General features: G+C 64.9%; 29 protein-coding genes. 15 read left to right on the top strand and 14 right to left on the bottom strand.

What is annotated here, in order from left to right:
- Positions 1-124: 124 nt before the first annotated feature.
- Positions 125-1,492 carry an aminotransferase gene (locus ABCN56_RS13240; protein ID WP_343081264.1) on the top strand — a complete coding sequence of 456 codons (1,368 nt, stop codon included), beginning with the start codon at positions 125-127 and terminating at the stop codon, positions 1,490-1,492.
- A 42-nt stretch (positions 1,493-1,534) separates the two neighbouring features.
- Here ABCN56_RS13240 and phaR read toward each other — a convergent pair whose 3' ends face one another.
- The 3 genes from phaR to ABCN56_RS13225 form a co-directional block, all read right to left on the bottom strand.
- Complete coding sequence (gene phaR, locus ABCN56_RS13235) at positions 1,535-2,128, bottom strand: polyhydroxyalkanoate synthesis repressor PhaR (RefSeq protein WP_343081263.1); 594 nt, start codon at positions 2,126-2,128, stop codon at positions 1,535-1,537.
- Positions 2,129-2,276: 148 nt separating this feature from the next.
- Positions 2,277-2,726: a phasin family protein gene (locus tag ABCN56_RS13230; protein ID WP_343081262.1), complete on the bottom strand. Its 450-nt coding sequence runs from the start codon at positions 2,724-2,726 to the stop codon at positions 2,277-2,279.
- A gap of 124 nt (positions 2,727-2,850) precedes the next feature.
- Positions 2,851-4,641, bottom strand: a complete 1,791-nt coding sequence (locus ABCN56_RS13225) for a PHA/PHB synthase family protein (RefSeq protein ID WP_343081261.1) — start codon at positions 4,639-4,641, stop codon at positions 2,851-2,853.
- A gap of 93 nt (positions 4,642-4,734) precedes the next feature.
- On the opposite strand from ABCN56_RS13225, the gene phaZ reads away from it, so the two are divergent.
- Complete coding sequence (gene phaZ / locus ABCN56_RS13220; protein ID WP_343081260.1) at positions 4,735-6,009, top strand: polyhydroxyalkanoate depolymerase; 1,275 nt, start codon at positions 4,735-4,737, stop codon at positions 6,007-6,009.
- Positions 6,010-6,015: 6 nt separating this feature from the next.
- Here the strand turns inward: phaZ and ABCN56_RS13215 are convergent, their stop codons facing one another.
- The 3 genes from ABCN56_RS13215 to ABCN56_RS13205 all read right to left on the bottom strand — a co-directional run bounded on the left by ABCN56_RS13215 (position 6,016) and on the right by ABCN56_RS13205 (position 8,944).
- Positions 6,016-6,741 (bottom strand): alpha/beta fold hydrolase, encoded by a 726-nt coding sequence (locus ABCN56_RS13215; protein ID WP_343081259.1) that lies wholly within the window; start codon positions 6,739-6,741, stop codon positions 6,016-6,018.
- Positions 6,742-6,869: 128 nt separating this feature from the next.
- Positions 6,870-7,625, bottom strand: a complete 756-nt coding sequence (locus ABCN56_RS13210; protein ID WP_343081258.1) for an alpha/beta fold hydrolase — start codon at positions 7,623-7,625, stop codon at positions 6,870-6,872.
- 53 nt (positions 7,626-7,678) lie between these two features.
- Entirely contained in the window at positions 7,679-8,944 is a 1,266-nt protein-coding gene (locus ABCN56_RS13205; protein ID WP_343081257.1) for an MFS transporter, read from the bottom strand.
- A 108-nt stretch (positions 8,945-9,052) separates the two neighbouring features.
- On the opposite strand from ABCN56_RS13205, the gene thrS reads away from it, so the two are divergent.
- From thrS to ABCN56_RS13175, 6 genes are all read left to right on the top strand, one after another.
- On the top strand, positions 9,053-10,999 hold the full coding sequence (thrS, locus tag ABCN56_RS13200; RefSeq protein ID WP_343081256.1) for a threonine--tRNA ligase: 1,947 nt from the start codon (positions 9,053-9,055) through the stop codon (positions 10,997-10,999).
- 207 nt (positions 11,000-11,206) lie between these two features.
- Complete coding sequence (locus ABCN56_RS13195) at positions 11,207-11,515, top strand: BufA1 family periplasmic bufferin-type metallophore (protein WP_343081255.1); 309 nt, start codon at positions 11,207-11,209, stop codon at positions 11,513-11,515.
- Positions 11,516-11,567: 52 nt separating this feature from the next.
- Entirely contained in the window at positions 11,568-12,422 is an 855-nt protein-coding gene (bufB, locus tag ABCN56_RS13190; protein ID WP_343081254.1) for an MNIO family bufferin maturase, read from the top strand.
- Positions 12,419-13,147, top strand: coding sequence for an HvfC/BufC N-terminal domain-containing protein (locus ABCN56_RS13185; RefSeq protein WP_343081253.1), 729 nt, complete (start codon positions 12,419-12,421; stop codon positions 13,145-13,147). Before bufB ends, ABCN56_RS13185 begins: the two co-directional genes overlap by 4 nt.
- The gene (locus ABCN56_RS13180) at positions 13,144-13,716 is read left to right on the top strand and encodes a hypothetical protein (RefSeq protein ID WP_343081252.1); all 573 of its coding nucleotides are present in this window, start codon (positions 13,144-13,146) and stop codon (positions 13,714-13,716) included. Before ABCN56_RS13185 ends, ABCN56_RS13180 begins: the two co-directional genes overlap by 4 nt.
- 147 nt (positions 13,717-13,863) lie before the next feature.
- The gene (locus ABCN56_RS13175) at positions 13,864-14,070 is read left to right on the top strand and encodes a cold-shock protein (RefSeq protein ID WP_343081251.1); all 207 of its coding nucleotides are present in this window, start codon (positions 13,864-13,866) and stop codon (positions 14,068-14,070) included.
- A gap of 56 nt (positions 14,071-14,126) precedes the next feature.
- Here ABCN56_RS13175 and ABCN56_RS13170 read toward each other — a convergent pair whose 3' ends face one another.
- Together ABCN56_RS13170 and ABCN56_RS13165 are read right to left on the bottom strand one after the other, a co-directional pair.
- On the bottom strand, positions 14,127-14,456 hold the full coding sequence (locus ABCN56_RS13170) for an arsenate reductase family protein (protein WP_343081250.1): 330 nt from the start codon (positions 14,454-14,456) through the stop codon (positions 14,127-14,129).
- A 34-nt stretch (positions 14,457-14,490) separates the two neighbouring features.
- Positions 14,491-14,916 carry a DUF1810 domain-containing protein gene (locus ABCN56_RS13165; protein ID WP_343081249.1) on the bottom strand — a complete coding sequence of 142 codons (426 nt, stop codon included), beginning with the start codon at positions 14,914-14,916 and terminating at the stop codon, positions 14,491-14,493.
- Positions 14,917-14,967: 51 nt separating this feature from the next.
- Between ABCN56_RS13165 and ABCN56_RS13160 the strand changes: the two genes are divergently transcribed.
- Complete coding sequence (locus ABCN56_RS13160; protein WP_343081248.1) at positions 14,968-15,450, top strand: REP-associated tyrosine transposase; 483 nt, start codon at positions 14,968-14,970, stop codon at positions 15,448-15,450.
- Between the two features lie 72 nt (positions 15,451-15,522).
- Here the strand turns inward: ABCN56_RS13160 and ABCN56_RS13155 are convergent, their stop codons facing one another.
- Together ABCN56_RS13155 and thyX are read right to left on the bottom strand one after the other, a co-directional pair.
- Positions 15,523-16,221, bottom strand: coding sequence for a hypothetical protein (locus ABCN56_RS13155; RefSeq protein WP_343081247.1), 699 nt, complete (start codon positions 16,219-16,221; stop codon positions 15,523-15,525).
- A 55-nt stretch (positions 16,222-16,276) separates the two neighbouring features.
- On the bottom strand, positions 16,277-17,182 hold the full coding sequence (thyX, locus tag ABCN56_RS13150) for an FAD-dependent thymidylate synthase (protein ID WP_343081246.1): 906 nt from the start codon (positions 17,180-17,182) through the stop codon (positions 16,277-16,279).
- 145 nt (positions 17,183-17,327) lie between these two features.
- Here thyX and ABCN56_RS13145 point away from each other — a divergent pair, with 145 nt between their 5' ends.
- Genes ABCN56_RS13145 through ABCN56_RS13135 form a run of 3 tightly spaced genes read left to right on the top strand, consistent with a single transcriptional unit; the run spans position 17,328 to position 19,161 of the window.
- On the top strand, positions 17,328-17,756 hold the full coding sequence (locus ABCN56_RS13145) for a VOC family protein (RefSeq protein WP_343081245.1): 429 nt from the start codon (positions 17,328-17,330) through the stop codon (positions 17,754-17,756).
- Complete coding sequence (locus ABCN56_RS13140; protein WP_343081244.1) at positions 17,756-18,448, top strand: DUF1194 domain-containing protein; 693 nt, start codon at positions 17,756-17,758, stop codon at positions 18,446-18,448. Before ABCN56_RS13145 ends, ABCN56_RS13140 begins: the two co-directional genes overlap by 1 nt.
- The gene (locus ABCN56_RS13135; RefSeq protein WP_343081243.1) at positions 18,445-19,161 is read left to right on the top strand and encodes a DUF1194 domain-containing protein; all 717 of its coding nucleotides are present in this window, start codon (positions 18,445-18,447) and stop codon (positions 19,159-19,161) included. The genes ABCN56_RS13140 and ABCN56_RS13135 overlap by 4 nt, the downstream gene beginning before the upstream one ends.
- Positions 19,162-19,271: 110 nt before the next feature.
- Here the strand turns inward: ABCN56_RS13135 and ABCN56_RS13130 are convergent, their stop codons facing one another.
- The 3 genes from ABCN56_RS13130 to ABCN56_RS13120 form a co-directional block, all read right to left on the bottom strand.
- Positions 19,272-19,769: a MarR family winged helix-turn-helix transcriptional regulator gene (locus tag ABCN56_RS13130; protein ID WP_343081242.1), complete on the bottom strand. Its 498-nt coding sequence runs from the start codon at positions 19,767-19,769 to the stop codon at positions 19,272-19,274.
- A 97-nt stretch (positions 19,770-19,866) separates the two neighbouring features.
- A complete protein-coding gene (locus ABCN56_RS13125) occupies positions 19,867-20,142 on the bottom strand; it encodes an FAD assembly factor SdhE (RefSeq protein ID WP_343081241.1) in 276 nt (91 codons plus the stop codon).
- Positions 20,139-20,564, bottom strand: a complete 426-nt coding sequence (locus ABCN56_RS13120; RefSeq protein ID WP_343081240.1) for a helix-turn-helix domain-containing protein — start codon at positions 20,562-20,564, stop codon at positions 20,139-20,141. Before ABCN56_RS13120 ends, ABCN56_RS13125 begins: the two co-directional genes overlap by 4 nt.
- A gap of 83 nt (positions 20,565-20,647) precedes the next feature.
- Between ABCN56_RS13120 and ABCN56_RS13115 the strand changes: the two genes are divergently transcribed.
- Genes ABCN56_RS13115 through ABCN56_RS13105 form a run of 3 tightly spaced genes read left to right on the top strand, consistent with a single transcriptional unit; the run spans position 20,648 to position 24,292 of the window.
- On the top strand, positions 20,648-21,850 hold the full coding sequence (locus tag ABCN56_RS13115) for a pyridoxal phosphate-dependent aminotransferase (protein WP_343081239.1): 1,203 nt from the start codon (positions 20,648-20,650) through the stop codon (positions 21,848-21,850).
- 8 nt (positions 21,851-21,858) lie between these two features.
- A complete protein-coding gene (locus ABCN56_RS13110; protein ID WP_343081238.1) occupies positions 21,859-22,284 on the top strand; it encodes a hypothetical protein in 426 nt (141 codons plus the stop codon).
- Between the two features lie 4 nt (positions 22,285-22,288).
- The gene (locus tag ABCN56_RS13105) at positions 22,289-24,292 is read left to right on the top strand and encodes an acyltransferase family protein (RefSeq protein WP_343081237.1); all 2,004 of its coding nucleotides are present in this window, start codon (positions 22,289-22,291) and stop codon (positions 24,290-24,292) included.
- On the opposite strand, the gene ABCN56_RS13100 is transcribed toward ABCN56_RS13105, so the two are convergent.
- Positions 24,255-25,640 (bottom strand): MATE family efflux transporter, encoded by a 1,386-nt coding sequence (locus ABCN56_RS13100; protein ID WP_343081236.1) that lies wholly within the window; start codon positions 25,638-25,640, stop codon positions 24,255-24,257. The genes ABCN56_RS13105 and ABCN56_RS13100 overlap by 38 nt on opposite strands.
- Positions 25,641-25,656 lie beyond the last annotated feature (16 nt).

Here is a 25,656-nt window from a genome sequence, read left to right as displayed (position 1 = left end):
GCCTTGGGTCACGGCGAAATGCCGGTCCCGTCAGGCAAACTGCCGTAACCGTGAGCGCCCGATTGCAAGCCTCATGCCGCCCGGCTAGCCTTTGCGCAAGAGACACACCAGAAGGACGATCATCATGCGCGACGACGCGCCGAACAGCTGGGAAAGCCGGGCCGACCGGTCCTCTCTATACGGGTTCACCGACCTGCCATCGGTCCATCAGCGCGGGGCCGTAGTGCTCACGCATGGCGAGGGGCCCTATGTCTTCGACGTGCATGGCCGCAAGTACTTCGACGCGAACTCCGGCCTGTGGAACATGGTGGCGGGCTTCGACCACAAGGGGCTGATCGAGGCGGCGCAGGCGCAATACGCGCGCTTCCCCGGCTACCACGCCTTCTTCGGCCGCATGAGCGACCAGACGGTGATGCTGTCGGAAAAGCTCGTCGAGGTTTCGCCGTTCGAAAAGGGCCGTGTGTTCTACACGAACTCGGGCTCGGAAGCGAACGACACGATGGTGAAGATTCTATGGTTCCTGCACGCCGCCGAGGGCAAGCCGCAGCGCCGCAAGATCCTGACCCGCGTCAACGCCTACCACGGGGTGACCGCAGTCTCGGCCTCCATGACCGGCAAGCCCTACAACTCGGTCTTCGGGCTGCCGCTGCCCGGCTTCATCCACCTCACCTGCCCGCACTACTGGCGGAACGGCAAGGAGGGCGAGAGCGAGGCCGAGTTCACGAACCGCATGGCGGCCGAACTGGAGGCCACGATCATCAAGGAAGGCCCCGACACGATCGCGGGCTTCTTCGCCGAGCCGGTCATGGGTGCGGGCGGCGTGATCACGCCGTCCAAGGGATATTTCCAGGCGGTGGTGCCGATTCTCAGGAAATACGGCATCCCGATCATCTCGGACGAGGTCATCTGTGGCTTCGGAAGGACCGGGAACACCTGGGGCTGTGAGACCTACGACTTCATGCCGGATGCGATCATCTCATCGAAGAACCTCACGGCGGGCTTCTTCCCGATGGGCGCCGTGATCCTCGGGCCCGAGCTTTCGGACCGCGTCCAGGCCGCCGCCGAGGCGATCGAGGAATTCCCGCACGGCTTCACGGCCTCAGGCCACCCGGTCGGCTGCGCCATCGCGCTGAAGGCCATCGACGTGGTGATGAACGAGGGGCTGGCGGAGAATGTCCGCAAGCTGGCGCCGCGTTTCGAGGCCGGGATGAAGCGGCTGGCCGAGAACCCGAATATCGGGGAATGGCGCGGCATCGGGCTGATGGGGGCTTTGGAAGCTGTCCAGGACAAGGAGACCAAGACGCCCTTCGACAGCAAGCTGTCCGTCTCGGAGCGTATCGCGAACACCTGCACGGACTTGGGGCTGATCTGCCGCCCTCTTGGCCAGGCGATCGTCCTCTGCCCGCCCTTCATCACGACCGAAGCACAGATCGACGAGATGTTCGAGACGCTCGAGAAGGCTCTGAAAAAGGTCTTCACCGAAGTAGCGTGACGAATGAAACGCCGGCCCTTCGGGGCCGGCGTGCAACCCGGGTCACTTTCCCATCTTCGACAGCTTCGTCTGCAACGCTTCGAGCTGCTTCTTGATCTCGTCGAGTTCCTGATCCTTCGCCGCGGCCTTGGGCTTCGCCTTCGGAGCGGGTTCTTCCTCCGTTTCCTCGGCTTCTCCCTCGGGACCCGAAGAGCCGCCCCATCCAGACATCATCGACTTGAGGAAAGCCTGCTGCTGGCGCGTCATCGCGTCGAAGCCTGGCATGGCCGACATCGGGTTGGGGAAGTTCGACAGGTTCTCCATCATCTTCGACTGGCCCTCGCGCAGCATCTCGAAGGACGCGGCGAGGAACTGCGGCACAACGCTTTGCGCGCTGGTTGCGTAGCTGCGAACGAGTTCGGTCAGGACATCGACGGGAAGCACGTTCTCGCCGCGGCTTTCATGCTCGGCAATGATCTGCAGGAGATACTGCCGGGTCAGGTCATCGCCGGTCTTGAGGTCGACGATCTGGACGTCCCGGCCTTCGCGGATGAAGGCGGCGATGTCCTCGAGCGTGACGTAGTCGCTGGTTTCGGTGTTGTAGAGCCGCCTGCTCGCATATCGCTTGATCAGCAGCGGCTTTCCTTCATCGGCCATCGTATCCTCCCCAACATTTTGCCGCCGCAGCATGATTGCGCCGCAGAAGCAAAAAAACAAACAAAAAGAAAGGCGGGCCATTGGCCCGCCCAGCATCGTTCGAACCGGCAGGGAGGAGGACGCCGGCGAACGGTATTCCTGGTCGCGATTACTTCGCGGCCGCAGCGGCTTTCTTCGCCGCGGTGGTCACTTCGGCAGTCGCCTTCTTGACCGCAGCGGTCGCGTCTTCCGAGAAGTCCTTGCCAGCGGCGAGCATCAGCTCGACGGTTTCCATCTGGACCTTCTTCGCCACTTCAGCAAACGCGGCGAGGTTCTCGGCAGCCATCTCGGCGGAGGCGGAAGCGAAGTCCGTGACCGCTTTCGAGTAGTCGGTCGGGTCTTCCTTGGCCTTCGCGAGCATCGAAGCCTTCGCGATGGTGTCTTTCGTCCACTTGGACGAGATCTCGTTCGACTTCTCGGCGGCTTCGAGAGCCACTTTCGCGAGCTTCTCGCCGATCGCGGCCGAGGTCTTGAACGCGTTCTGCATAGCACCGGCATCAACCGGGAACGCGCCCATCATGTCCTGCATGACTTTGGTGAAATCCTGCGTCTTCGCCATTTCATTGTCTCCATTGTGCCCGGGGCCATCCCCGTTCTGCGTCTGCACAATAGATACGCGCCGCAGTGCAGCATTTCAAGAAAAAATGCTGCACTGCAGAAAAAATATCGGAACCTGAAGGAAATCAGCGGGTTGGCTCTTCCAGAACGTAGGTTCCGGGGGCCGGAGCCAGCACCGGATGCGACGAATCGCCCGGTTCGCGCGCCGCGACCTTCTTGCCAGAGCGGCCCGCCAGCCACTCGCCCCAGTGCGGCCACCAGCTGCCCTTGTGGTGTTCCGCGCCGGCCTTCCAGGTCTCCGCGTTCTCCAGCGGGCCGTGGTTGAGGTAGTGGCCGTACTTGTCCTTCGTCGGCGGGTTCACGATGCCTGCGATGTGGCCGGATTCGGAGAGGATGAAGGTCTTGTCCTTCGATCCGAACCGCTTGAACCCGTTAAAGGAGGACCGCCATGCGGCGATGTGGTCGGTCTCGCAGGCGATGGCGCAGACCGGGATGGTGATGTCGTCAAGCGCCACCGCCTCTCCGCAGATCCGGAATACCCCGCGCGCGAGTTCGTCGCGCTGGCACAGGCCGCGCAGGTATTCGACCGACATGCGGGCGGGCAGGTTCGTGCCGTCACCGTTCCAGAAAAGCAGATCGAATGCGGGCGGTGCCTCGCCCAGCATGTAGCTCTTGATGGCCGGACCGTAGATCAGGTCGTTCGATCGCAGGAACGAGAAAGTCCTCGTCATGAAGAACTTGTCGAGGATGCCCTTTTCCTCCACCTCGCGCTCGATCCCATCGACGAAATCGTCGTCGAGGAAGACGCCGATCTCCCCCTGGTCGGAGAAGTCCGTGAGGGTCGTGAAGAAGGTCGCGGAGTTGATGGACTTGTCGCCATGCTTCTTCATCAGCGCGAGCGTCAGCGAAAGCGTCGTGCCGGCGATGCAGTAGCCGACCGCGTTCACCTTCTTCTGACCCGTGATCTTCTTCACCTCCTCGATCGCGGTCAGGTATCCCTCCTCGACATAGGTATCCATGCCGACGTCCCGATAGGACGGGTCCGGGTTCTTCCAGGACACGACGAAAAGCGTGAACCCCTGGTCCACGATCCACTTGATGAGCGAGTTCTGGGGTTTCAGGTCGAGGATGTAGAACTTGTTGATCCACGGAGGGAAGATCAGCAGCGGGATTTCATGCGCCTTTTCCGTGGTCGGCGCGTACTGGATCAGTTCGAACATCCGGTTCCGGAACACGACCGAGCCAGGCGTCGTGCCGATGTTGCCGCCCACTTCGAAGGCGTCCCGGTCGGCGAGCGTGACGAGAAGCTCGCCATCGTTCCGTTCCAGGTCGTGCACGAGGTTTTCGAGCCCCTTGACGAGGCTCTCGCCCTCGGTCGCCACGGCCTTTTCCAGCGCGTCGGGGTTCGTCGAAAGGAAGTTCGTCGGCGCCAGCATGTCGACGATCTGACGCGCGAAGTACTCGATCCGCTGCTTTTCGCGCGGCTCCAGGTTCTCGATCGAGGAAACCGCATTGTGGACCGCCTGCGCCTGCAGGAGGTACTGCTGCTTGATGAAATTGAAATAGGGATGCGTGTCCCAGAGCGGATTCGCAAAGCGGCGATCCTTGGGGCCACTGTCCTCGGGCACCGCGAAGGCCCCCTTAGCAAGCGCCTGCTGCGCGTCGAGGTAATGCTTCAGCGACTTGCCCCAAAGAGCGGCCTGCGCCTCGATCAGCTTGCCGGGATTGGTCATCGCCTCGGTCCACCAGGCGGTTCCGGCCTTCAGCATCAGGTCGGGGCCGGGCGCCTGAAGGCTCTGGTCGATGGTGCGCTTCTTCGCCATCGCCTGGACGAGCCGTTGCGACAGCGCCTCGATCCGCTCAAGGTTTTCCTTGAGCCTGGGGGATTCCGGGGGAGACGTGTCGTTAGTTGTCATATAAACAATTCCCGAATATGTTGCGATGCAGCATAACGCCTATGGCCTCGGGGCGAAACCCGGCGATTCCACCCGATATGGGAAGGATATAGCATGAAAGGTATGGTCACCTACGACCTGATGGAAAGCGCCCGCAACACGAACGAGTGGTTGGGGGCGACAGCGCGTGCTATGGCCTCCTACCCGATCTTCGGGCTGGCGCCGCACCCGGTATTCAATGTCATCTCGGCCTGGGGCGAGGTGACCGAACGGACCTTCTCGCGGATGGTCGCGAAACCTGACTGGGGCATCCGCACCTTCACCGCAGAGGACGGCCGCGACCACCTCGTCTCCATCGAGACGCTCGTCTCCCGACCCTTCGGCGACCTGATCCACTTCAAGGTCCAGGGTCGACGTCCCCGCGGGCGCCGCATCCTTCTGGTCGCGCCCATGTCCGGCCACTACGCGACGCTTCTGCGGTCCACGGTGAAAAGCCTCATCGTGGACAACGAGGTCTACATCACCGACTGGCACAACGCCCGCGACATCCCGGTGAGCGAGGGCAAATTCGACATCGAGGATTACACGCTCTACCTCGTCGATTTCATGCGCCACCTCGGCCCCGACATCAACGTCATCGCGGTCTGCCAGCCGGCGCCCCTGACGCTGGCGGCGACGGCCTACCTGGCGGAGGTCGACCCCGATGCGCAGCCCCGCACGCTGACGCTGATCGGCGGTCCGATCGATCCGGACGCGGCGCCGACGGAAGTGACCGACTTCGGGCGGCGGGTGACGATGGGGCAGCTTGAACACCTGATCATCCAGCGCGTGGGCTTCAAGTACAAGGGTGCCGGACGCCTCGTGTATCCCGGCCTGCTGCAGCTTCAGAGCTTCATGTCGATGAACGCCGAACGCCACGGCTCGGCCTTCTTCGAACAGATCATGAGGGCCGCGCGGGGCGAGGCTTCGGACCACGACCATCACAACCGCTTCTATGACGAATACCTCGCGGTCATGGACATGACCGCGGAATTCTACCTTTCGACGGTGGAGCGGATCTTCAAACGCCGCGTCGTCGCAAGGAACGTCTTCACCGTGGGCGACCGGCAGGTGGACATCGGCAAGATCACGCGGGTCGCGGTCAAGACCGTGGAAGGCGCGAAGGACGACATCAGCGCTCCGGGGCAATGCGTCGCCGCACTGAAGCTGCTCACCGGTCTTCCGGAAGAGAAGAAGGCGTCGCATCTCGAGCCCGACGCGGGCCATTACGGCATCTTCGCGGGCAAGTCTTGGCGCAACAACATCCGGCCGCTGGTTCTGGACTTCATCGACCGGAATGCCGGCGGCGGGGAACCTTCGAAGAAGCAGGCAGTGATCCGCGCCGTCTGAGGCCCGTCAGAACCTCGTCGTCCTGCGCAGCAGATAGGGGGTGGAGAGCCACCCCCTGAGCGCATTGGTCACCGCCTCGGGCTGTTCGAGGGTCGGAACGTGACCGGCTCCCTCCACCACGCACAGCGTCGCGCGCGGCATCAGCGCCGCCAGAAACTCGTGACGGCGCACGGGGCAGAGAGTGTCATGCGCGCCGCAAAGGACGAGCGCCTGGACCATCGCGTTGCTGAGCGTCTTTTGCTGGTTCGGCCGGCGCATCAGCGCGCGGGATTGACGTGCGAATGCCTCAGGCCCGAGGCTCTCAGCCATCTCGCGCAAGCGGGACTGGAGGTCCGCGCGGCCCGCCCCGGGCGCCAGCGCCGCAGCGGGGATTTCCTGCTCCAAAGCCTCGGCCAGCCGCCCGGCACGGGCCATCGCGATGCGAGGCTCACGCTCCGCGGCCGCGTTCGGCGTCTCGGTCAATGTCAGGACGTCGAGGAACGCTATGCGGCTCACCCGTTCGGGCGCGCGGCGCAGGATCTCCATCGCGACAAGGCCGCCGATCCAATGCCCCGCAAGCGCAAAGAAGGGCGGCGCGGACGCAAGCACCTCGCCGGCCATGTCCTCGATCGTGTCGCCCTCGCCAAGGGAGGCCACCTGAATGGTGCGGCCGGCCGAAAGCGCCGCGACCTGCGGCAGGAACATGCGGGCGTCTGCCATGAAGCCGGGGATCAGGAGAAGAGGTTCTGCCATCACGGCCCCTGCGAGATGAAAAGGTTCGAAATTGGATATTCCAGCCAAAAGCGGGGCATCACGATGGATCTGCCAGGTTCGAAACAGACAAGAGATTTCTTCTGGCAGGGCATCGCTTCAGCCCCGTTTCACGCTCCGCCTATGCGCGCCAGGACCTCGGCCACAGATGCCTCGACCAGCCGCAGACAGTCGGGCGTGGAGAAACGGTGGTCCGCGTCCTTGACGATCGTCAGCCGCATGTCCGGTCCCTCGGCATGATCGAGAAGGCGCATCGCCACGGAGACCGGCACGTCTGTATCCGCCGTGCCCTGAAGGAAGCGCACCGGCATCGGAAGCCGCAGGGGATCACGCAGGACGAGGCGCGTGCGCCCCTCCTCGATCAGTCGGCGGGAGATGATGTAGGGCTCGTCGGAGTAGTCGGACGGCAGAGCAACCTGGCCCTCGGTCACCAGCTGGCGGCGCTGCTCCTCGGAGAACTCGGACCACATGCCGTCCTCGGTGAAATCCGGAGCGGCCGCGATCGTGACTAGTCCCACGACGTTTTCAGGCATCGCGCGCGAGACAAGAAGCGAGACCCATCCCCCCATCGAGGAACCGACGAGGACTTGCGGCCCGTCGGTCAGCGCGGTGATCGCTGCGACGGCATCCTCGAACCAGTCGCCAATGGCGCCCTCCTCGAAACGGCCGGAAGACTGGCCGTGGCCGGAATAGTCGAAGCGGAGAAAGGCTCGGCCCTCTTTCTTCGCCCAGGCTTCGAGGGCGATGGCCTTCGTTCCCTCCATGTCCGAACGCAGGCCGCCGAGGAACACCACCCCCGGCCCCTTCCCGGCGCTGCGGTTGAATGCGATCCTGCGCCCCGTGGGCGTGTCGAGATACTCGGGCATTGGCTGTCTCCTTCGAGCGGGGAAGCTAAAGGAGCGGACGGGGGATGCAAGGCTCAGGCCTCCGCCTCGGCAAGGCCCCGCGCGACCCACGCCCCTGCAACGCTCATGACGGCGAAGAGTCCGAGCGTGACGCCGGCGCCGAAACTCGACGCGAGCGCCCCGAAGACCCCGGCGGCAAGGAGGAGTATCCCGATCGCGGTGTTGGCGAGTGCCGCATATGCGGCACGCGCCTCGGGTGGGGCCGTGTCGACAAGATAGGTGGAGCGTCCCTGACGGACCCCGTGGTAGGCGATCATCAGGACGAAGAGACTGAGCGGAAGCGCCCAGGGCGTATCGAGCAGACCGACGGCGGGAAGGACGGGCGCGAGGGCCAGCGGCAGCGCGGCAAGAAGCCCCGCACGGATCAGGACAAGGCGCGAGGAACGATCGGCAAGGCGGCCCCAGACGTATGAGGACAGAAGAGACGCCAAGGCGGAGGCGAGGACAAGCGCGCCAAGCGTTTCGAGCGCCGTATCGCCGGCACCGAGCAGGACCAGGTAGGGTGGCGCAAGCGCGGTCGCGACGAGTAGGCCACGCGCCGCGATGAAGCGGCGGAGTTGGGCATCCTCGCGCAGGAGGCCCAGCTGGGCAAGCGCGCCGGACCTCTGCCCCGGCTGTGCGGGCTCCCGGAGCGTCGCGAAGAGGGCGGAGGCTGCGAGCCACAGAATCGATGCGACGACGAGCGCCGCGAGGACCAGCGCGAAGCGCGCCTCGGGCCGCAGGATCAAGGCGAGCGCGAAAACAAGGACGGCGGCGGAGGCCGCGGAGCTGGCAAGGCCGGTCGCCGCGCCACGCCTCGACTTGCCCACGGTCTTTCCAAGAACGTCCTTGTAGCTCACCGATGCTGCGGATCGGGCCAGCGCCAGGGCGGCCAAGGCCAGCGTGACGGCAATGCCCGCGGCGGCGCCATCGAGGGAAATCGCCGACAGCCCGATCGCCGCCGCCGCGAGGCCCTGCACGAGGGATGCCCCGGCCCAGACCCATTTGCGGCGGGGCAGAGAGCGGATCCGCGCGGCCGTCACGAGTTGGGGCAAAAGCGCACCCGCCTCGCGGATCGGCACGAGAAGGCCGACGAGGAACGCCGGCGAGCCGAGATGCGTGAGGAGCCAGGCAAGGACAAGTTTGGGGTCGATCAGCCCGTCGGCCACCTTGGTCGCGGCGAGCGAAGCGGCATGGCGAAGGAAATTCCCAGCCTCGGCCTCGCGCGCTTCCGGCTGAAGATCCCCGGCCTCCTCCTCCGCATCCGCGAGGAGCGCGAATGCCTCCTCCGACCAGTTCATCGTATGCCCTTCCCCGTTGACTTCCCCCGGCCCCACAGCCAGATAGGGCGCCGGACATAACCCGCAACCGGGCGTTCCGTGGGCGCCAAACCGACGAGGAGAACGGCAATGGCCGAGATCACCCTTACATTTCCCGATGGCAACAGCCGCAATTTCTCCGAGGGGGTGACCCCGGCGGAAGTGGCCGCGTCGATCGCGCCGTCGCTCGCCAAGGCCGCGATTTCGGCCACGATCGACGGGAAGCATTTCGACCTGCAATGGCCGATCGACAGGTCATCGCATATCGCCATTCACACCATGAAGGACGATGCGCAGGCGCTTGAACTCATCCGGCACGACTTCGCGCATGTGATGGCGCGCGCCGTGCAGGAACTCTGGCCCGAGGTGAAGGTCACCATCGGTCCGGTCATCGAGAACGGCTGGTATTACGACTTCGACCGCGAGGAGCCCTTCACGCCGGAGGACCTCGGCCAGATCGAGGCGAAGATGAAGGAAATCATCAACCGCCGCGACCCGGTGACGACCGAGGTCTGGGACCGCGACCGTGCGATCCGCTTCTACGAGGCCAACAACGAGCCCTACAAGGTCGAACTGGTCGAGGCGATCCCGAACGGAGAGCCGATCCGGATGTACTGGCATGGCCACTGGCAGGACCTCTGCCGGGGACCGCACCTTCAGCATACCGGGCAGCTGCCGGCCGATGCCTTCAAGCTGATGAACGTCGCCGGAGCGTACTGGCGCGGCGATTCCTCGCGCCAGATGCTCCAGCGTATCTATGGCGTCGCGTTCCGGAACCGTGAGGACCTGAAGGCCTACCTGACCATGCTCGAGGAGGCCGCCAAGCGCGACCACCGCCGGCTTGGGCGCGAGATGGACCTCTTCCATATGCAGGAAGAGGCGCCGGGGCAGATCTTCTGGCACCCCAACGGCTGGACGATCTACACCGAATTGCAGGACTACATGCGGCGGCGGCAGCGCATCGGCGGCTATGTCGAGGTGAACACCCCTCAGGTCGTGAACCGAGTGCTGTGGGAGAAATCCGGCCACTGGGCGAACTACCAGGAACACATGTTCATCGTCGAGGTGGACGAGGAGCACGCGCGCGAAAAGACCGTCAACGCGCTGAAGCCAATGAACTGCCCCTGCCACGTGCAGATCTTCAACGTCGGACTGAAGAGCTACCGAGACCTGCCTCTGCGCATGGCGGAATTCGGCTCCTGCAACCGGTACGAGCCCTCGGGCGCGCTGCACGGGATCATGCGGGTCCGGGGCTTCACCCAGGACGACGCGCATATCTTCTGCCGCGAGGACCAGATCGAAAGCGAGACGCGCCGGTTCATCGAGTTCCTGGACGCCATCTATGGGGACCTCGGCTTCGAGACCTTCAAGATCAAGTTCTCCGACCGGCCGGAGCTTCGGGCCGGCAGCGACGAAACTTGGGACAAGGCCGAGGCCGCGCTCATGTCCGCGACGCGGGCGGCTGGCTACGAATTCACGCTGAACCCCGGCGAAGGCGCCTTCTACGGGCCGAAGCTTGAATTCGTCCTCACGGACGCGATCGGGCGGGACTGGCAGTGCGGCACGCTGCAGGTGGACTTCGTCCTGCCCGAGCGGCTGGACGCCAACTACATCGGCGAGGACGGGGCGAAGCACCGCCCGGTCATGCTCCACCGCGCGACGCTCGGTTCTTTCGAGCGGTTCATCGGTATCCTGATCGAGAACCACGCAGGGAAGCTGCCCTTCTGGCTCGCCCCCCGGCAAGTGGTGGTCGCCTCCATCGTCTCGGACGCGGATGCCTATGTCGAGGAAGTGGTCGCCGCGCTCCGCGCGAAGGGCGTCCGGGCAGAGGCCGACGTCCGCAACGAGAAGATCAACTACAAGGTCCGCGAGCATTCCGTCGGTAAAGTGCCGGTGATCCTGGCCGTCGGCATGCGCGAAGTGGAAGAGAGAAGTGTTTCAGTTCGCCGCCTCGGAGAGACGCGGACCGAAACACTTGCGCTGGACGAGGTCGTGGCATCCCTGGCAGCTGAAGCGACCCCGCCAGACCTTCGCTAAACTCTTGATTTGCAGTCGAAAAAGAGGCGCGGGCGCCCCCCCCGCGCCTCTTGCCTTTTTGCTGCGACAGCTTGCCGCAGTTTTGTTTCAGATCGTCACGGAGGCGTGGGCCACGGCTCCGTGAATGGCGTGTGAGCGGACGCCTCCCCTAGCCTTTCCTTGTCGCGAACAGACGACGCTTGAACGAACAAAACAAGGGAAGAAGAAATGTCTCATAACGTGAAGACTCTCGCCGTGGCCTCCGCACTGGCTGCCGCATTTTCCGCGCACATCGCCACGCCGGCCGCCGCTCAGGAAATGGAGAAGTGCTTCGGCGTCGCCCTCGCCGGGGAGAACGACTGCGCCGCGGGTCCGGGAACGACCTGCGCGGGCACCTCGAAGGTGGACTATCAGGGTAACTCCTGGAAGCTCGTTCCGGCCGGGACCTGCGAGACCATGGAGCTGCCCGAGATGGCAGACGGCACGGCCCGCATGGGCTCTCTCGAAGCGCTCGAGCGCGACATCCCGCAGAGCTGAAGAACCGGCGCCCCCGGTTCCCGCCGGGGGCGCCCCAGTCCGGGAGGCTGACATGTTCGACCAATCCCCTAAGGCAACGCTGCCCGCTGGTCCGGGCGTGGGCTACAAGCCCCAGCATTTTTCGAACATACTGGAGGCGCCAGCCCCGGTCGAATGGCTGGAAATCCATGCAGAAAACTACATGGGTGATGGCGGCCGGCCGATCGCCCAGCTGCGCCATCTCGCCGAAAGGTTCCCGATCTCCGTCCACGGGGTCGGCCTGTCGATCGGCGGCGAAGGCCCGCTCGACAGGGATCACCTGTCCCGGCTGAAGCACCTCGTGGCCTGGCTGCAACCGGCGAGTTTCTCCGAACACCTCGCCTGGTCAACGCACGAGGGCGCCTTCCTGAACGACCTTCTGCCGCTGCCCTACACCCGCAAGACTCTGGCCCGCGTCAGCGAGCATATCGAAGAGGTGCAGGAGGCCCTGGGCCGCGCGATGCTTCTTGAAAACCCCTCGACCTATCTCGCCTTCGCGGAGACCGAGATGGACGAGATCGAATTCCTGACCGGGATCGCCCGTCGGACCGGCTGCGGGCTTCTCCTCGACGTGAACAACGTCTTCGTCGCCTGCACAAACCGTCAGGCCGATCCCGTCGATTACATCGACCGTTTCCCGATGGACCTCGTCGGAGAGATCCATCTTGGCGGACATGACGAACAGGCGGACGACGCTGGCCTGCCGCTCCTGATCGACAGCCACGGCTGCGAGGTCGTGGACCCGGTCTGGGCGCTCTACGCCCATACTCTGGCGCGGGGCGGCGCCAAGCCCACGCTGATCGAGTGGGACAACGACGTCCCCGAATGGCCCGTGCTGGCCGAAGAGGCGGCGCGCGCGGCACGCGTGCTCGAAAGGGTGACGGCATGAACCAGTCGGCCTTTACCGAAGCACTCTTGGACCCCGACCATGCGGTGCCGCACGGCCTTCAGGGCCCGGGCGGCGCACCTGCGGGGCGCCGGTTTGCAGTCTACCGCAATAACGTGGCTGTGAGCCTGACCGAGGCCTTGCGAACGGCCTTTCCGGTCGTCAGGAAGATCGTCGGCGAAGAGTTCTTCGACGCGATGGCGGGCATCTACCTGCGCGCGCATCCTCCGGCCACTCCCATCCTGATGTTCTACGGGGCCGAGATGCCGGCCTTCCTCGAAACCTTCCCGCCGGTCGCCCACCTCGGATACCTGCCCGACGTCGCACGGCTGGAGCTGGCGCTGCGGCGGGCCTACCACGCGGCCGACGCGAAAGCCCTGACCGCGGTCGACATGCTGCCCGAACGCCTTCTGGCGGCACGGGTCGTCTTCGCCCCCGCCGTGACCCTTCTCCGGTCGCGTTGGCCTCTTCACGCGATCTGGAGCGCGAATGCCGAGGAAGGAGCCCCCTCGCCCGCTATGCGCGCCGAAGACGTCCTGGTGACCCGGCCGGGCTTCGACCCGAGCCCGCGGCTTCTTCCGCCGGGCGGCGGCGAGGCCGTCGCTCGGCTTCAGGACGGGGAACCTCTCGGTCCGGCGCTGGACGCTGCCGGGGTCGATCCGGCGGCGATCTTCGCGGTGCTGATCGGCAGTGGCGCGATAGCTGAGATTAAGGAGGAAGCGCCATGAACACGGTCATTGCGATCCACGACGCAATCGCGCGCCGCCTGATGGCTCTGGCCCCGGCAGTCCTGCCGACGTTGGCGAGGGCGGTCTTCGCCGCCGTGCTGCTAATGTATTTCTGGCGCTCCGCCGCAACGAAGCTCGGGGACGGAGTTTTCGGCTTCATCTCCCCATCAAGCGGCGCCTACATCCAGATCTTCCCGAAGGCGGCCGAGGCCGCGGGCTACGATGTCTCGCAACTCGGCCTCTTCCACTGGGCCGTCGTGACGGCGGGCATGTGGGCGGAGTTCCTGCTGCCGGCGCTCATCGTGGCGGGGCTGTTCACGCGGCTCGCCTGCCTCGGGATGATCGGCTTCGTGACCGTGCAGAGCCTGACGGATATCTACGGCCACGGCGTCACGGGCGGCGATCTCGGCGCGTGGTTCGACGGGGCGTCCGGGGCGCTGATCCTCGACCAGCGGGCGTTCTGGATCGTGGTCCTTCTCGTGCCGGTTTTCCTCGGCGGCGGCCCCCTGTCAGCCGATCGATTCCTGACCGCGCAACGTCACAATCGGGCCACAACTCTGCCCACTTGATTTTTTACCGGGTTTTGCCATGCTCCTTCTCGCGTGACTGCGGACTTTCCTACCGCCTCCCTCGTTTCGGGGCAGCCGGAAGACCCGAAAGACCTGGCTGCACGGCCCCGGCATGGTGCCGGGGAGTACTTGAGATGGAGGAAGCGGATGGCCACTGGCACCGTGAAATGGTTCAATACGACGAAGGGTTATGGGTTCATCGCGCCCGATGACGGCGGGAAGGATGTGTTCGTCCATATCTCTGCCGTGGAGCGGGCGGGTCTGAAGAGCCTGAACGACAATCAGAAGATCAGCTACGAACTGCAGGCGGGCCGCGACGGCCGGTCCTCGGCATCGGACCTGAAGCTGCTCTGAACGTCGCTCAAGCGGCTACTGTGGCCCGCGCCCGGCGCGGGCCTTTGTATTTGGAACTAGGCCTTTAGAACCCTCGCCCTGGTGTCGGGTTTCCACCCAAGATGCAGGCTTTCACCTTCGCGGATCACCGGACGCTTCATCAGCGTCGGGTTCGCCGCAAGAAGAGCACCGGCGTCCCCGGCCCGCTCTTCCTCCGACAATCCGCGCCAGGTGGTCGAGGCGCGGTTGATCAGCGCGTCTCCGAAGGCGTCGAGGAACTCGCCCCGCTCGGCCTCGGTCAGCGGCTCGGTGCGGATGTCGCGGAACTCCACCTCCTGCCCGGCAGCGCGGATTTCCTTCAGGGCCTTGCGGCAGCTGTCGCAGCTGGGGATGCCGTAGAGGATCATGCCTCGCCTCCTTCGATGGGTTGGAAGGGGTTAATCAGGCCCCGCGCCGGGGTGCAAGTTCGGCGAGCGTGAGGGGGCAGGCCTCGCCGCCGTAGAAGACGTCGAGGATGGCCTGGAACTCCGGCCCGCCGCCCGCCTCGCGGAAGAGCGTGGCGGAGGAGCGGAGCTTCAGCGCGTCGATGGGCCCGAGGATCGCCTCGGCGGTTTGGCCCCGATGGGCGAGGAGGGCGCGGGCGGCCTCGGTCAGACGTTCGCCGAGCACCGGGTGGGCGAGGTAGTCCCGCGCCTCGGACAGGTCCTCGATGCCGAAATGCTGAGCGGTGGCCGAGCGGCCAAGAGATTTCAGTTGCGGAAAGATGAACCACATCCAGTGCGTGGTCTTGCGCTCCTCCTTCAACTCGGCCAGCGCCGCGGGCCAGGTGGAGAACTGCGCGTCGAGGAAGCGGGTGAGGTCGGACATGGCGGGGCACCCTGCAAGGGTTTGTTTACCAGGATCGGTTGATCCTGGGGCATGTCAAACTATCGACGCCCCAAGCTGCCCGGTGCAACCGTGTTCTTCACGGTCACACTTGCCACGCGCGGATCGGACTTGCTGACGCGCGAGATAGAGACGTTGCGCCAGTCCGTTCGGCAGACACGCGCGGAAAGACCCTTCTTCATCGACGCCTGGGTCGTATTGCCGGATCACATGCACTGCGTCTGGACCTTGCCGGACGGAGATTCGGATTTCTCGACACGGTGGAGCGTGATCAAGGCGCGGTTCTCGCGCGCCATGCCGCATGTCGAGCGGCGGCCAAGCCATGCGGTGCGGCGCGAGCACGGCATCTGGCAGAGGCGGTTCTGGGAACATCATATCCGCGACGAGGACGACCTTCGCGCCCATGTGCGCTATTGCTGGATCAATCCGGTGAAGCATGGATTGGTGGAGGACCCGGCCGATTGGCCGTTCTCATCCTATCACCGCGATGCCTCCGGGGCTCCGGCGATGGCGTAGGATGCGCATTCATTGCGCATCATGGTTTGGCACGCGAGTGGAGTGGTGCGCAATGAATGCGCACCCTACTGATTACGGAGTGGGCACTTTGTTTGCCTTGGCCCAGATTTCCTCGTAGATTTCTAGTTTTTTCGCAACAAGTGCTGGCTGCACAGGCATAATATAGGTTGGCTTTTTTCCGCCATCCTTCACGGATCCACCGATCAACCAACACTCGCTCTTGTCGATAAATAACAGCCGGTCGTGTATCGATTTAGACGTCCGCACATCCACACTCACGCCCGTCTCGGCAGTGTATCTTCGGCTAACCTCTCTCACTCCGTCGGCACCTTTTCCCATGAGTATTCGCACTGTCGCGGAGACTACTTCTACTTCCGAAAAGACTAGCGTAAATGCAGACGGAGCGAAGTATGGATCGACAACGAAGATCTCAGAATCTGCGTTTTCCACTATCGCCAGAAGGTCTTTTGCGAACCTATACTCTTGTCCGACATCGTAGATCGTCCCAATCTGATCATTCTGAAAGAGTTCAAGTTCGAGCTTCAGGTCTTCGATCGCACTGCGAACTGCAATTTGAAGCGCGGCCATTGCTGGCACCCAACATTGAGATGAAGTAGACAATGCTGCACCAAACTCAATTGAACGCTTAATGCTAACTCGGTCTACCAATGACTGGGTACGGGCAATCCAAAGGCGAATCGGCCCATCCGGATCGTTGTTATATTGTCGGCCAAAAGCTGGACGTCGCTCCATCTCGTGAAGGAGCTTCATTAATAGTATCTGCCTTTGAAGAGGGCCTTCAATCAAAGGGGGCACAATCACAATCTCACCCCCAAACCTCCTCGAACTCCCTCCACTCGCCCTTCGACATGCCGGAGGTCTCCTGCGTGACGGTCTCACCTTTGAGGCGACGTTTCAAGACTTCGATCGCCCTTTGGGAGAGCTGGGCGCCGCCCATGCGGTAGTCCTCGAACGCGCCATAGGCGAGCGGGACCCAGTCCTTCACGATGCCGCACATCGTCTCGGCATAGGCGCGGATCTCGTACTGGGCGTGGGAGTCGGCGCGCAGGCGCAGGAAGTGGAAGAGGTTGTGGAGGTCGATCTTCCAGTACCACTGGGTGTAGATGTTGGCGGGCAGGTTCATCCGGGCAAGCTCGCGCGCGAGGCCCTTCTGGCCCTCCTGGCTCAGCATTTCCTCGTAGTGGTCGTAGGCGCGGGTCGCGTCGTCGCGGAGCCAGTCGAGGACGCGCTGCGCCTCCTCCCCCTCCAGCAGTTCGCCGCGGCCCTGCGCGTTCGCGGTGGACTGGGCGGCGAGGTGTTCGGGCGCGGGGATGTAGAACTCCCGGTCCAGGATCGAGTAGCGGGCGGAGTATTCGTTGACGTTCGCGGTGCGGTGGCGAATCCACTGGCGGGCGACGAAGACCGGCAGTTTGACGTGGAACTTGACCTCGCACATCTCGAACGGGGTCGAGTGCCAGTGGCGCATGAGGTAGCGGATGAGGCCCTCATCGTTCGACACGGCCTTTGTGCCCCGGCCGTAGGAAACCCGCGCCGCCTGGCAGATCGCGGCGTCGTCGCCCATGTAGTCGATGACGCGGACGAGGCCATGGTCGAGGACCTCGTGGGCATTGTAGAGGTGCTTCTCCATCCCCTCCGAGACGGCGCGCAGGGTCTGGCGCGTGTGGGACCGGGCCTCCTCGATTTCGGCCTTCTGTTCGGGGGTCAGCGTCATGGGGGCCTCCTTCGCCGGGAATCGCGTTGAGGTGACTTTATATTGGGGGAGGCTCTGGTGGAACCGCCATATGAAGTGGAGCGAAGGGGCTTCGCCGGGGCGCGGCGATAGGATAGGGTTTCCGTCGAGGAGAAAGGAGGCGGGGATGAAGATAAGGTATCTCCACACGATGGTCCGGGTGCTGGACCTCGAGAAGTCGATGGCGTTCTACGAGCTTCTGGGGCTCAAGGAGACGCGGCGCCACGAGAACGAGACGGGGCGCTTCACGCTTGTGTTCATGGCGCCGCCCGGGCAGGAGGAATGCCCGGTGGAGCTGACCTACAACTGGGACGGGGATGACGGGCTGCCTTCCGACAGCCGGCATTTCGGCCACCTCGCCTACGAGGTCGAGAACATCTACGACATGTGCCAGCACCTGATGGACAACGGGGTGGTCATCAACCGGCCGCCGCGGGACGGGAGGATGGCCTTCGTGCGTTCGCCCGACAACGTGTCGATCGAGCTTCTCCAGATGGGCGAGGCGCTGACGCCGCACGAACCCTGGGCCAGCATGGGCAATACCGGGCACTGGTAATGGTCAGGGCGGGTCTCCTCGCGGTGCTGGCGGGTATTCCGCTGCCTGCGGAGGGGGCCTGCCGGCTGGCGCTGGAACTTGCCTTCGACGTGTCCCGGTCGGTGGATGCGGCCGACTATTCGGTGCAGCGGAAGGGTCTGGTGCTGGCGCTTCAGGACCCGGAGATCCGCGCCGCGTTCCTGGGCCCCGAGGACCACGTGGCGATCGCCGTCTACGAATGGAGCGGGCGGCGGCATCAGGAGGTCGTCGTCGGCTGGACGGAGGTGACAAGCGAGGCGGACCTAGACCATGTCGCCGGGGTGATCGCGGCGCGTGAGGGCTGGGGCTACGGCCTCCCCACGGCCATCGGCTATGCGCTGGAATTCGGGCGCCAGCTGTTCGACGAGGCGCCGGACTGCGTCGCGCGGGTCATCGACGTTTCGGGCGATGGGCGCAACAACGAGGGGATGAGCCCGGCGGACGCCTACCGCCGGAAGGATTTCGGCGACATCCTCGTCAACGCGCTCGCCATCGGAGGGCATGAGGCGGATATCGTCGCCTATTACCGGGGCGAGGTGATCCGGGGCCGTGGGGCATTCGTCGAAGTGGCACCGCAGCATACCGACTTCCCTCGCGCGATCCGGCGAAAACTGATGCGGGAACTGGCGGAGCAGGTTCTGGGCCAGGCCGAAAACGTGGAGCGGGGCGGATGAGGGGGATTGCGTTCCTCCTCGCGCTGTGGCCCTCGCTTCTCTGGGCCGAATGCCGTCAGGCGCTGGCGGTCGGGCTCGACGTCTCCGGTTCGGTCGACGATGCGGAATACGCGCTTCAGATGGGCGGCCTCGCGGGCGCGATCGACCACCCGGAGGTGCGGGCAGCCCTGTTGCAGATGCCGGAACTGCCGGTGTGGCTCGCCGTCTACGACTGGAGCGGGCCGGAGGATATCCGGCTGATCCTACCCTGGACCGAGGTATCGGGACCACTTGCGCTCGACCGGATCGTGGCGGAGTTGCGTGCGCGCCCCCGGATGCCGGGCGCGCCGCAGACCGCCGTGGGGGCAGCCCTTCGCTACGGCGCGGACCTGCTTGCGGACCGGGACGACTGCCCGCGGATGACGCTCGACCTGACGGGGGATGGTCTGAACAACGCCGGCCCCCGGCCGCGCGATATCGGTCTTCCGCCCTGGGTCACGGTGAATGCTCTCGTGATCGGCGCCGACCGCGACCCCTCGTGGGATGGCGGCGAACCCGGCATGGCGGAACTGTCCGCATGGTTCCGGGCCGACGTGATCCGCGGACCCGACGCCTTCGTCGAAACGGCGCTGGGTTTCGAGGATTTCGAGCGGGCGATGGTGCGGAAACTGCTGAAAGAGCTGGAGGGGATGAGGATTGGCGCAGCCCCTGTCCCCAGGGACGAAAAGGGATAAGCCCAGTTTCGTCCGGGTGGCCGAGTGGCACAAGGGGCCCTTCCCGGCACCCGCGAAACCGTGCCCCGGATGCGGGTCCGGACCGAGCCAAAGCCCGCCGCCGCGCGACCTCAGTAGATATAGCGGATCTGGTCGGTCCAGTAGCGTTCCATCCGCCGCAGCATCGTGTTGACGTCATCGAGCCCGGCCGCGCCGAGGACGCCCCGCGTCTCCATTCCCTGAGCGTGGCGCGCGAAGAGCGCTTCGACGGCGTCGCGCACCTTGCGGCCCTTGTCGGTCAGCCTCACACGCACCGAGCGGCGATCGATTTCGGACCGCTGGTGGTGCATGTAGCCCGCCTCCACCAGCTTCTTGAGGTTGTAGCTGACATTCGAGCCCTGGTAGTAGCCCCGGCTCTTCAGTTCCCCGGCCGTCACCTCGTTCTCGCCGATGTTGAACAGGAGAAGCGCCTGCACCGCGTTGATCTCAAGAAACCCGAGGCGTTCGAATTCGTCCTTGATCACATCCAGAAGCAACCGGTGGAGCCGTTCCACCAGCGAGAGGCTTTCGAGGTAACAGAGCATGAAGCCCTGTTTCGGCGCCTCCTGCATATGAGCATGCATCGTCATCAAACCAATCTCCGCCGTTCGCTGCCCGAAACGGAGACTGGGGCCAAATCCCGAAATTTCGGTTAAGCCGCGCCAGACGCGAACCAGAACCGGGTCGTCAGGGTTCGGGAGTATGACGGCTTCGCGCGAAATCCGCGATTTCGGCCAGGAGTGGGGCAAAACGGTCCGGCGCCGGAGCGGCACCAGTGACCCAGGGGTAGAGGTCCTGGTCGTTCTCTTCGAGAAGCGCGTCGTAGAGCTCCAGGGCGTCCGGCGAAAGCGCAGCCAGACGCGCATCCGCGAACGGGCCGAGGATCAGGTCCATCTCCTTGGTGCCGCGCCGCCAGGACCGCATGGCGAGACGCTTGAGGCGAACCTCGACAGCCTCTGTCATGGCGCGCGCTCGGCAAGAACCAGGCGGAGGCGCTTCTCGAGCCGCCCCAGTCGTTCCGAGGCTTTGCCGATCTCGGTCCTCAGCGCCCGCATCTCGGAGAGCATCGCGGAGGCGTCAGCGTCCGGACGGCGCTCGTCGGGACTTTCGATCCCTTCGCCCTCACCCGTAAGAAGCCACATGAGTGACACGCCGAGGAGGCCCGCCAGCATCTGGAGCTTGTTGGAACGAGGCTCGGAGAGGTCGTTCTCCCAGGCGACGAGGGTCTTTTGACGCACGCCAAGGCGATTGGCGACTTCCTTCTGCGAAAGCCCGATCGACTCGCGCGCGCCGGCCAACCGGTCGCCGAAGGTCGCGGTGTCCGCGCTGAACCAGCCTTTGCCGGCCTCCTGAGCCACTTCCGTATCCTGGACTGTCTCCGTCACCGGTCTTTCCTCCTTTAGTGCTTGATGAGCGTTGGGCGCGACCCTAAAGGAGATGCCCGGAAACTTCAAACCGGAGCCCCCTCATGGCCTTCCTTTCGGACACGCTCGCCCGCGTGAAGCCCTCGCCCACCATCGCAGTCACGCAAAAGGCCGCGGAGCTGAAGGCAGCGGGCAAGGACGTTATCGGCCTTGGCGCCGGCGAGCCGGATTTCGACACGCCGCAGAACATCAAGGACGCCGGCAAGCGGGCGATCGACGAAGGCAAGACGAAATACACCACCGTCGACGGGATCCCGGAACTCAAGGCGGCGATCTGCGCGAAGTTCAAGCGCGAGAACGGCCTCGAATATACGCCGAAGCAGGTGACGGTCGGCACCGGCGGCAAGCAGGTCCTCTACAACGCGCTGATGGCGACGCTGAACCCCGGCGACGAGGTCATCATCCCGGCGCCCTATTGGGTGAGCTACCCTGACATGGTGCTGCTGGCAGGCGGCACGCCGGTGCCGGTCGCTGCCGGGATCGAGACGCAGTTCAAGCTGACGCCGGCGCTCCTGGAAGCCGCGATCACGCCGAAGACCAAGTGGTTCATCTTCAACTCGCCCTCGAACCCGACGGGCGCGGGCTACACGCGCGAGGAACTCAAGGCGCTCACTGACGTCCTGATGCGCCACCCGCACATCTGGATCATGTCGGACGACATGTATGAGCACCTGACCTTCGACGGGTTCGAATTCGTGACGCCCGCCCAGGTGGAGCCGGGCCTTTATGACCGGACGCTGACCTGCAACGGCGTGTCGAAGGCCTATGCGATGACGGGCTGGCGGATCGGCTACGCGGCGGGGCCGGTGGAACTGATCCGCGCGATGAGCACGATCCAGTCGCAGTCGACCTCCAACCCCTGCTCGATCGCGCAATGGGCGGCGGTCGAGGCGCTCAATGGTCCGCAGGATTTCCTCGCGGCGAACCGGCTTCTGTTCCAGAAGCGGCGCGATCTCGTGGTGTCGATGCTGAACCAGGCCAAGGGCTTGACCTGCCCGCGACCCGAAGGCGCTTTCTACGTCTATCCCGACATCTCGGGCTGCATCGGCAAGACCTCGGCCGGGGGCACGAAGATCACCGACGACGAGGCCTTTGCCACGGCACTTCTCGATGAGACTGGCGTCGCGGTCGTGTTCGGCGCGGCCTTCGGGCTTTCGCCGAACTTCCGCGTCAGCTACGCTACCTCCGAGGCAGCGTTGACGGAGGCCTGCAGCCGCATCCAGGCCTTCTGCGCGGGATTGAGCTGAGGAGCGACATGGCGGGCGATCTGCCGGACTATTACTTCCGCGTCCGTGAGAACGGGGCCGCGGTGTTCCGTGTGGACACGGAAAACCGCAACCGCCGGATCGAGATGGACCAGATCGCCGTCGTCAACGTGAAGAACGGCGATATCAAGCCGCATGGCGAGCGGTCGCTGTCCGAGGGCGATCTGAAGGCGATCCATGACTGGATGGCCGCCCGCATCGGGCAGCTGCAGCGACGCGAGGTGGACGACATCCTGAGGACCGTCGACCACCTCAACCTGACCACCCAATGGGCGCAGTCGAAAGCCAGCGACGCGCAGCTCGAAGACGTCACTGACGCCCTGCTCCTCGCGATGCACGACCTCAGGTCGGTCCTGGTGCGGAAGAAGGCGGATCGCATCATGAAAGATCAGCCGGCCGGACCGGCCGGAGCTTGAGACGGTGGGCGCGCACGGGGACCGTCGCGCGTCCGCCAAGGCGCTGAAATACCGCCCCGAAATCGACGGCCTGCGTGCCATCGCCGTTGCCTCGGTGATCCTCTTCCACGCGGGCTTTTCCGGGTTCGGCGGCGGCTACGTCGGGGTCGACATCTTCTTCGTCATCTCGGGCTATCTGATCACCACGATCATCGCCGGCGAACTCGAGGCGGGGCGGTTTTCGATAGCTGCCTTCTACGAACGCCGCGCCCGGCGGATCCTGCCGGCGCTCGTCTTCGTCGTGCTGGCGACGTGGCCGTTCGCCTGGGCGCTCATGCTCCCTGCGGAACGGGCGGCTTACAGCGAGACGATCGCGACTGTCGCGCTCTTCGTGTCGAACATCCTGTTCGGCCAGCAATTCGACTACTTCGCGCCAAGCGAAGCCGAACAGCCTCTCCTTCACACCTGGAGCCTGTCGGTCGAAGAGCAATTCTACGTCCTGTTCCCGTTGATGCTGCTCCTCGCCTGGCGCATGGGTCAACGTGGTCCGCTCTTCGCCGTCATGGCGCTCGCGACGGTCAGCCTCGCGCTGGCGGAATACGGCTGGCGGACCGATCCCGACACGAACTTCTTCTTCACCGGCTCGCGGGCCTGGGAGCTGATGATCGGCGCACTCTGCGCATTCGCGGAACGGCATTGGGGCACCCGCGCCTCCGGTCTTCTTGCGGCGGCGGGGATGGCCATGATGGGCTTGGCGATCCTTCTCTATACCAGCGCGACGCCGATGCCTTCGGTCTACACGGCGCTGCCGGTCCTGGGCGCGGCGCTGGTCATACTCTTCGCGCGGGAGAGCGGGCCAGTGGCGCGGCTCCTGTCGCTGCGTCCGGTCGTGGCGCTCGGGCTTGTCAGCTATTCCGCCTATCTTTGGCACCAGCCACTATTCGCGCTGGCGCGGGTCCGAAGCATCGGGGCGCCGCCGGAGTGGTTGATGGCGGCACTCGTCGTGCTGACCCTCGCGCTCGCCTGGGCAAGCTGGCGCTATGTCGAGACGCCGTTCCGAAGACGGTCAGTGCCCGCTCTTCCGCGCCGGAGCCAGGTCTTTTCCTGGTCCGCGCTGAGCCTTGTCGGGCTGTTGGCGCTGGGTGTGGGCGGACTGGCGACCGATGGCGGCAACACGTCCTGGATGCGCGCGAACCCCGAGATGGCGCGGACCTACGAGTTGCTGCAGGCCGCGCTGCAGGCGCATCGGGAGCCTGAGGACGCCGGGCCCTGCCGTTTCAACCTGAAGGCTCTCGACGCCAACGCCGTCGCGCGCATCGAGGACTGCGCGGCCAGGCACGGACCGGGCGTCGCGGTCCTGGGCGACAGCCACGGAATCGACGTCTTCTCGGCCTTGCAGACCTTGGCGCGGCGGGACTTCGTCATGGGGCTCGCGATTGGCGGCTGCCCGCTTTCCGAACCTGAACTAAGATGCAAATACGAAGAATTCGCCGAACTCGCCGAACGGCGGAGCGATCTTTTCTCGCTGGTGATCTATGCGCAGTCGGGCTCCTATCTGCTGCTGAGCGAAGAAGGCGCGGTCGGCTCGCGCCAGATCTTCCTGCGCAGCGCCTGGGACGTGCCGCTGCCCCGGTTCGAGCCCGATCAGCAACGGATAGCAAGGGCGGCTGACTACCTTGGTGAGCTTGCGCGGCGCGTTCCGGTGGTCTGGCTCGCGCCACGGATCGAACCGCATGTGTCGCCCAACCTCCTTCTTCGGCACGGCTGCGATCACGGCTACGACCTGCGCCCCAACCAGCGTGACGCCTTCGAAAGGCTCGACCGCGCGATCGAAGCCACCGTGGCCGAACGCGCACCGAACGTCACCTACGCCGCGCTGGGACGGTTTCCACCGCTCGACATGGGGCACGATTTCATGACCTGCGACGTCCTCTACTGGAGCGACGGGGACCACTGGAGCCCGGAGGGCGAGGCGCTTTTCGGCAGTCGGATCATCGCTGCGGGATTGCCAGGGATGGACGGGTTCTGAGCCCCCGCCCCCACCAGAACCGCGTCATGAGAAGCGCGGCGGCCACGGCGAGACCTGCCGTCAGCCCGAGCCAGAGGCCGGGTCCGCCGAAGCCCATCGGGAAGGCAAGCGCATAGCTGACCGGAACGCCGACGATCCAGTAGCTGAAGGCCGCGATCCACATTGGGATTCGCGTGTCCTGCACGCCCCGGAGGAATCCGAGCGCCATCGCCTGCATCGCATCGAAAAGCTGAAACAGAGCCGCCGTCGCGAGGAGAACGATGCCGAAGGCGAGAACGTCGGGCGCGCTCGGGTTCGTCGCGTCGAGGAAAAGGCCGACGATCTGGGCGGGCACCGTGAGGAACAGCGTGACCATGACGAGGCCCACGAGGAAAGAAAGCGCGATCGCCGCGATCGCTCCGTCGCGCAGGGCTTCCGCGTTCCCTGACCCGGCGGCGCGGCCGGCCCTGACGGTGGCGGCGTTGGACAGGCCGAGATGGACCATGAACGCGACGGAGGCCACCTGAAGCGCAATGCCATGGGCGGCGAGTTCCACCGTGCCGACCCATCCCATCATGATCGATGAGGCGGAGAAGAGACCGCCCTCGGCAAGTCCGGTCAGGCCGATCGGCCAGCCGAGGCGGAACACCTGGGCGAAGGCCGGCCAGTCGGCGCGCCAGAAGCGCGCGAAGAGGGTGAAGCGGCGCAGGTCCCTGTGGGCCGCCGCATAGGCGGCGAGGAGAGCGACCGTCAGGAGTTGTGTTGCCAGCGTCGCGATGGCCGCGCCCCGGACGCCGAGCTCGGGCGCGCCCCAGTTCCCGAAGATGAGAGCCCAGTTCAGGGCAACGTTCAGCGCGACCCCGGCCAGCGTGCCCCAGAGAACGAAGCCGGCATGTTCCAGCGCAGAAAGATAACTCTTCAGGACCATGACCAGAAGCGCAGGGATCATCCCGAAGCCCGCGATCCGCAGATAGTCCTGTGCTAGAGCGGCGATCTCCGGCTCCTGTCCCATCGCCTCCAGAATCGGGCGCGACCACCAGAGAACCGGCAGGACAACCGCGCCGTAAAGGATCGACAGCCACAGCCCCATCCGCGTGTCTCGGCGGACCTGCACCTCGTCCCCGCGCCCCAGCGCATTCGCGACCATCGGCATCACGGCTATGGCGAAGCCCGCGCCCAGGACGAAAAGGGTGAAGAACGTGCTGGAGCCCAGGACCACGGCCGCGAGGGGCGCGACCCCATACCATCCGAGCATCACCGTGTCGCTGACATGAAGCGCCGCCTGCGCCAGGTGCGAGCCGACGAGCGGCACGCCCAGCGCAAGAAGCGCCCTCGCATGGGCGGCATATGTGATCCGCGACCGGGTCATTGGCGAGCCTTAGACG

The organism is Ostreiculturibacter nitratireducens, assembly GCF_032670585.1.
In the GTDB taxonomy this organism is placed as follows: Bacteria; Pseudomonadota; Alphaproteobacteria; order Rhodobacterales; family Rhodobacteraceae; genus Ostreiculturibacter; species Ostreiculturibacter nitratireducens.
The sequence above is the reverse complement of the archived record's forward strand: the minus strand, read 5'-3'. Positions and strand labels throughout refer to the sequence as shown.

What these genes read in the sequence shown, in the direction of transcription:
- ABCN56_RS13175 (WP_343081251.1), top strand. Translation starts at nt 13,864, where the DNA reads ATGGCCACTGGCACCGTGAAATGGTTCAATACGACGAAGGGTTATGGG.
- ABCN56_RS13170 (WP_343081250.1), bottom strand. Translation starts at nt 14,456, where the DNA reads ATGATCCTCTACGGCATCCCCAGCTGCGACAGCTGCCGCAAGGCCCTG.
- ABCN56_RS13160 (WP_343081248.1), top strand. Translation starts at nt 14,968, where the DNA reads ATGTCAAACTATCGACGCCCCAAGCTGCCCGGTGCAACCGTGTTCTTC.
- ABCN56_RS13140 (WP_343081244.1), top strand. Translation starts at nt 17,756, where the DNA reads ATGGTCAGGGCGGGTCTCCTCGCGGTGCTGGCGGGTATTCCGCTGCCT.
- ABCN56_RS13130 (WP_343081242.1), bottom strand. Translation starts at nt 19,769, where the DNA reads ATGACGATGCATGCTCATATGCAGGAGGCGCCGAAACAGGGCTTCATG.
- ABCN56_RS13185 (WP_343081253.1), top strand. Translation starts at nt 12,419, where the DNA reads ATGAACCAGTCGGCCTTTACCGAAGCACTCTTGGACCCCGACCATGCG.
- thyX (WP_343081246.1), bottom strand. Translation starts at nt 17,182, where the DNA reads ATGACGCTGACCCCCGAACAGAAGGCCGAAATCGAGGAGGCCCGGTCC.
- ABCN56_RS13215 (WP_343081259.1), bottom strand. Translation starts at nt 6,741, where the DNA reads ATGGCAGAACCTCTTCTCCTGATCCCCGGCTTCATGGCAGACGCCCGC.
- phaZ (WP_343081260.1), top strand. Translation starts at nt 4,735, where the DNA reads ATGAAAGGTATGGTCACCTACGACCTGATGGAAAGCGCCCGCAACACG.
- ABCN56_RS13145 (WP_343081245.1), top strand. Translation starts at nt 17,328, where the DNA reads ATGAAGATAAGGTATCTCCACACGATGGTCCGGGTGCTGGACCTCGAG.
- ABCN56_RS13100 (WP_343081236.1), bottom strand. Translation starts at nt 25,640, where the DNA reads ATGACCCGGTCGCGGATCACATATGCCGCCCATGCGAGGGCGCTTCTT.
- ABCN56_RS13225 (WP_343081261.1), bottom strand. Translation starts at nt 4,641, where the DNA reads ATGACAACTAACGACACGTCTCCCCCGGAATCCCCCAGGCTCAAGGAA.
- phaR (WP_343081263.1), bottom strand. Translation starts at nt 2,128, where the DNA reads ATGGCCGATGAAGGAAAGCCGCTGCTGATCAAGCGATATGCGAGCAGG.
- ABCN56_RS13230 (WP_343081262.1), bottom strand. Translation starts at nt 2,726, where the DNA reads ATGGCGAAGACGCAGGATTTCACCAAAGTCATGCAGGACATGATGGGC.
- ABCN56_RS13125 (WP_343081241.1), bottom strand. Translation starts at nt 20,142, where the DNA reads ATGACAGAGGCTGTCGAGGTTCGCCTCAAGCGTCTCGCCATGCGGTCC.
- bufB (WP_343081254.1), top strand. Translation starts at nt 11,568, where the DNA reads ATGTTCGACCAATCCCCTAAGGCAACGCTGCCCGCTGGTCCGGGCGTG.
- ABCN56_RS13195 (WP_343081255.1), top strand. Translation starts at nt 11,207, where the DNA reads ATGTCTCATAACGTGAAGACTCTCGCCGTGGCCTCCGCACTGGCTGCC.
- ABCN56_RS13135 (WP_343081243.1), top strand. Translation starts at nt 18,445, where the DNA reads ATGAGGGGGATTGCGTTCCTCCTCGCGCTGTGGCCCTCGCTTCTCTGG.
- ABCN56_RS13110 (WP_343081238.1), top strand. Translation starts at nt 21,859, where the DNA reads ATGGCGGGCGATCTGCCGGACTATTACTTCCGCGTCCGTGAGAACGGG.
- thrS (WP_343081256.1), top strand. Translation starts at nt 9,053, where the DNA reads ATGGCCGAGATCACCCTTACATTTCCCGATGGCAACAGCCGCAATTTC.
- ABCN56_RS13155 (WP_343081247.1), bottom strand. Translation starts at nt 16,221, where the DNA reads ATGAAGCTCCTTCACGAGATGGAGCGACGTCCAGCTTTTGGCCGACAA.
- ABCN56_RS13240 (WP_343081264.1), top strand. Translation starts at nt 125, where the DNA reads ATGCGCGACGACGCGCCGAACAGCTGGGAAAGCCGGGCCGACCGGTCC.
- ABCN56_RS13180 (WP_343081252.1), top strand. Translation starts at nt 13,144, where the DNA reads ATGAACACGGTCATTGCGATCCACGACGCAATCGCGCGCCGCCTGATG.
- ABCN56_RS13165 (WP_343081249.1), bottom strand. Translation starts at nt 14,916, where the DNA reads ATGTCCGACCTCACCCGCTTCCTCGACGCGCAGTTCTCCACCTGGCCC.
- ABCN56_RS13115 (WP_343081239.1), top strand. Translation starts at nt 20,648, where the DNA reads ATGGCCTTCCTTTCGGACACGCTCGCCCGCGTGAAGCCCTCGCCCACC.
- ABCN56_RS13205 (WP_343081257.1), bottom strand. Translation starts at nt 8,944, where the DNA reads ATGAACTGGTCGGAGGAGGCATTCGCGCTCCTCGCGGATGCGGAGGAG.
- ABCN56_RS13210 (WP_343081258.1), bottom strand. Translation starts at nt 7,625, where the DNA reads ATGCCCGAGTATCTCGACACGCCCACGGGGCGCAGGATCGCATTCAAC.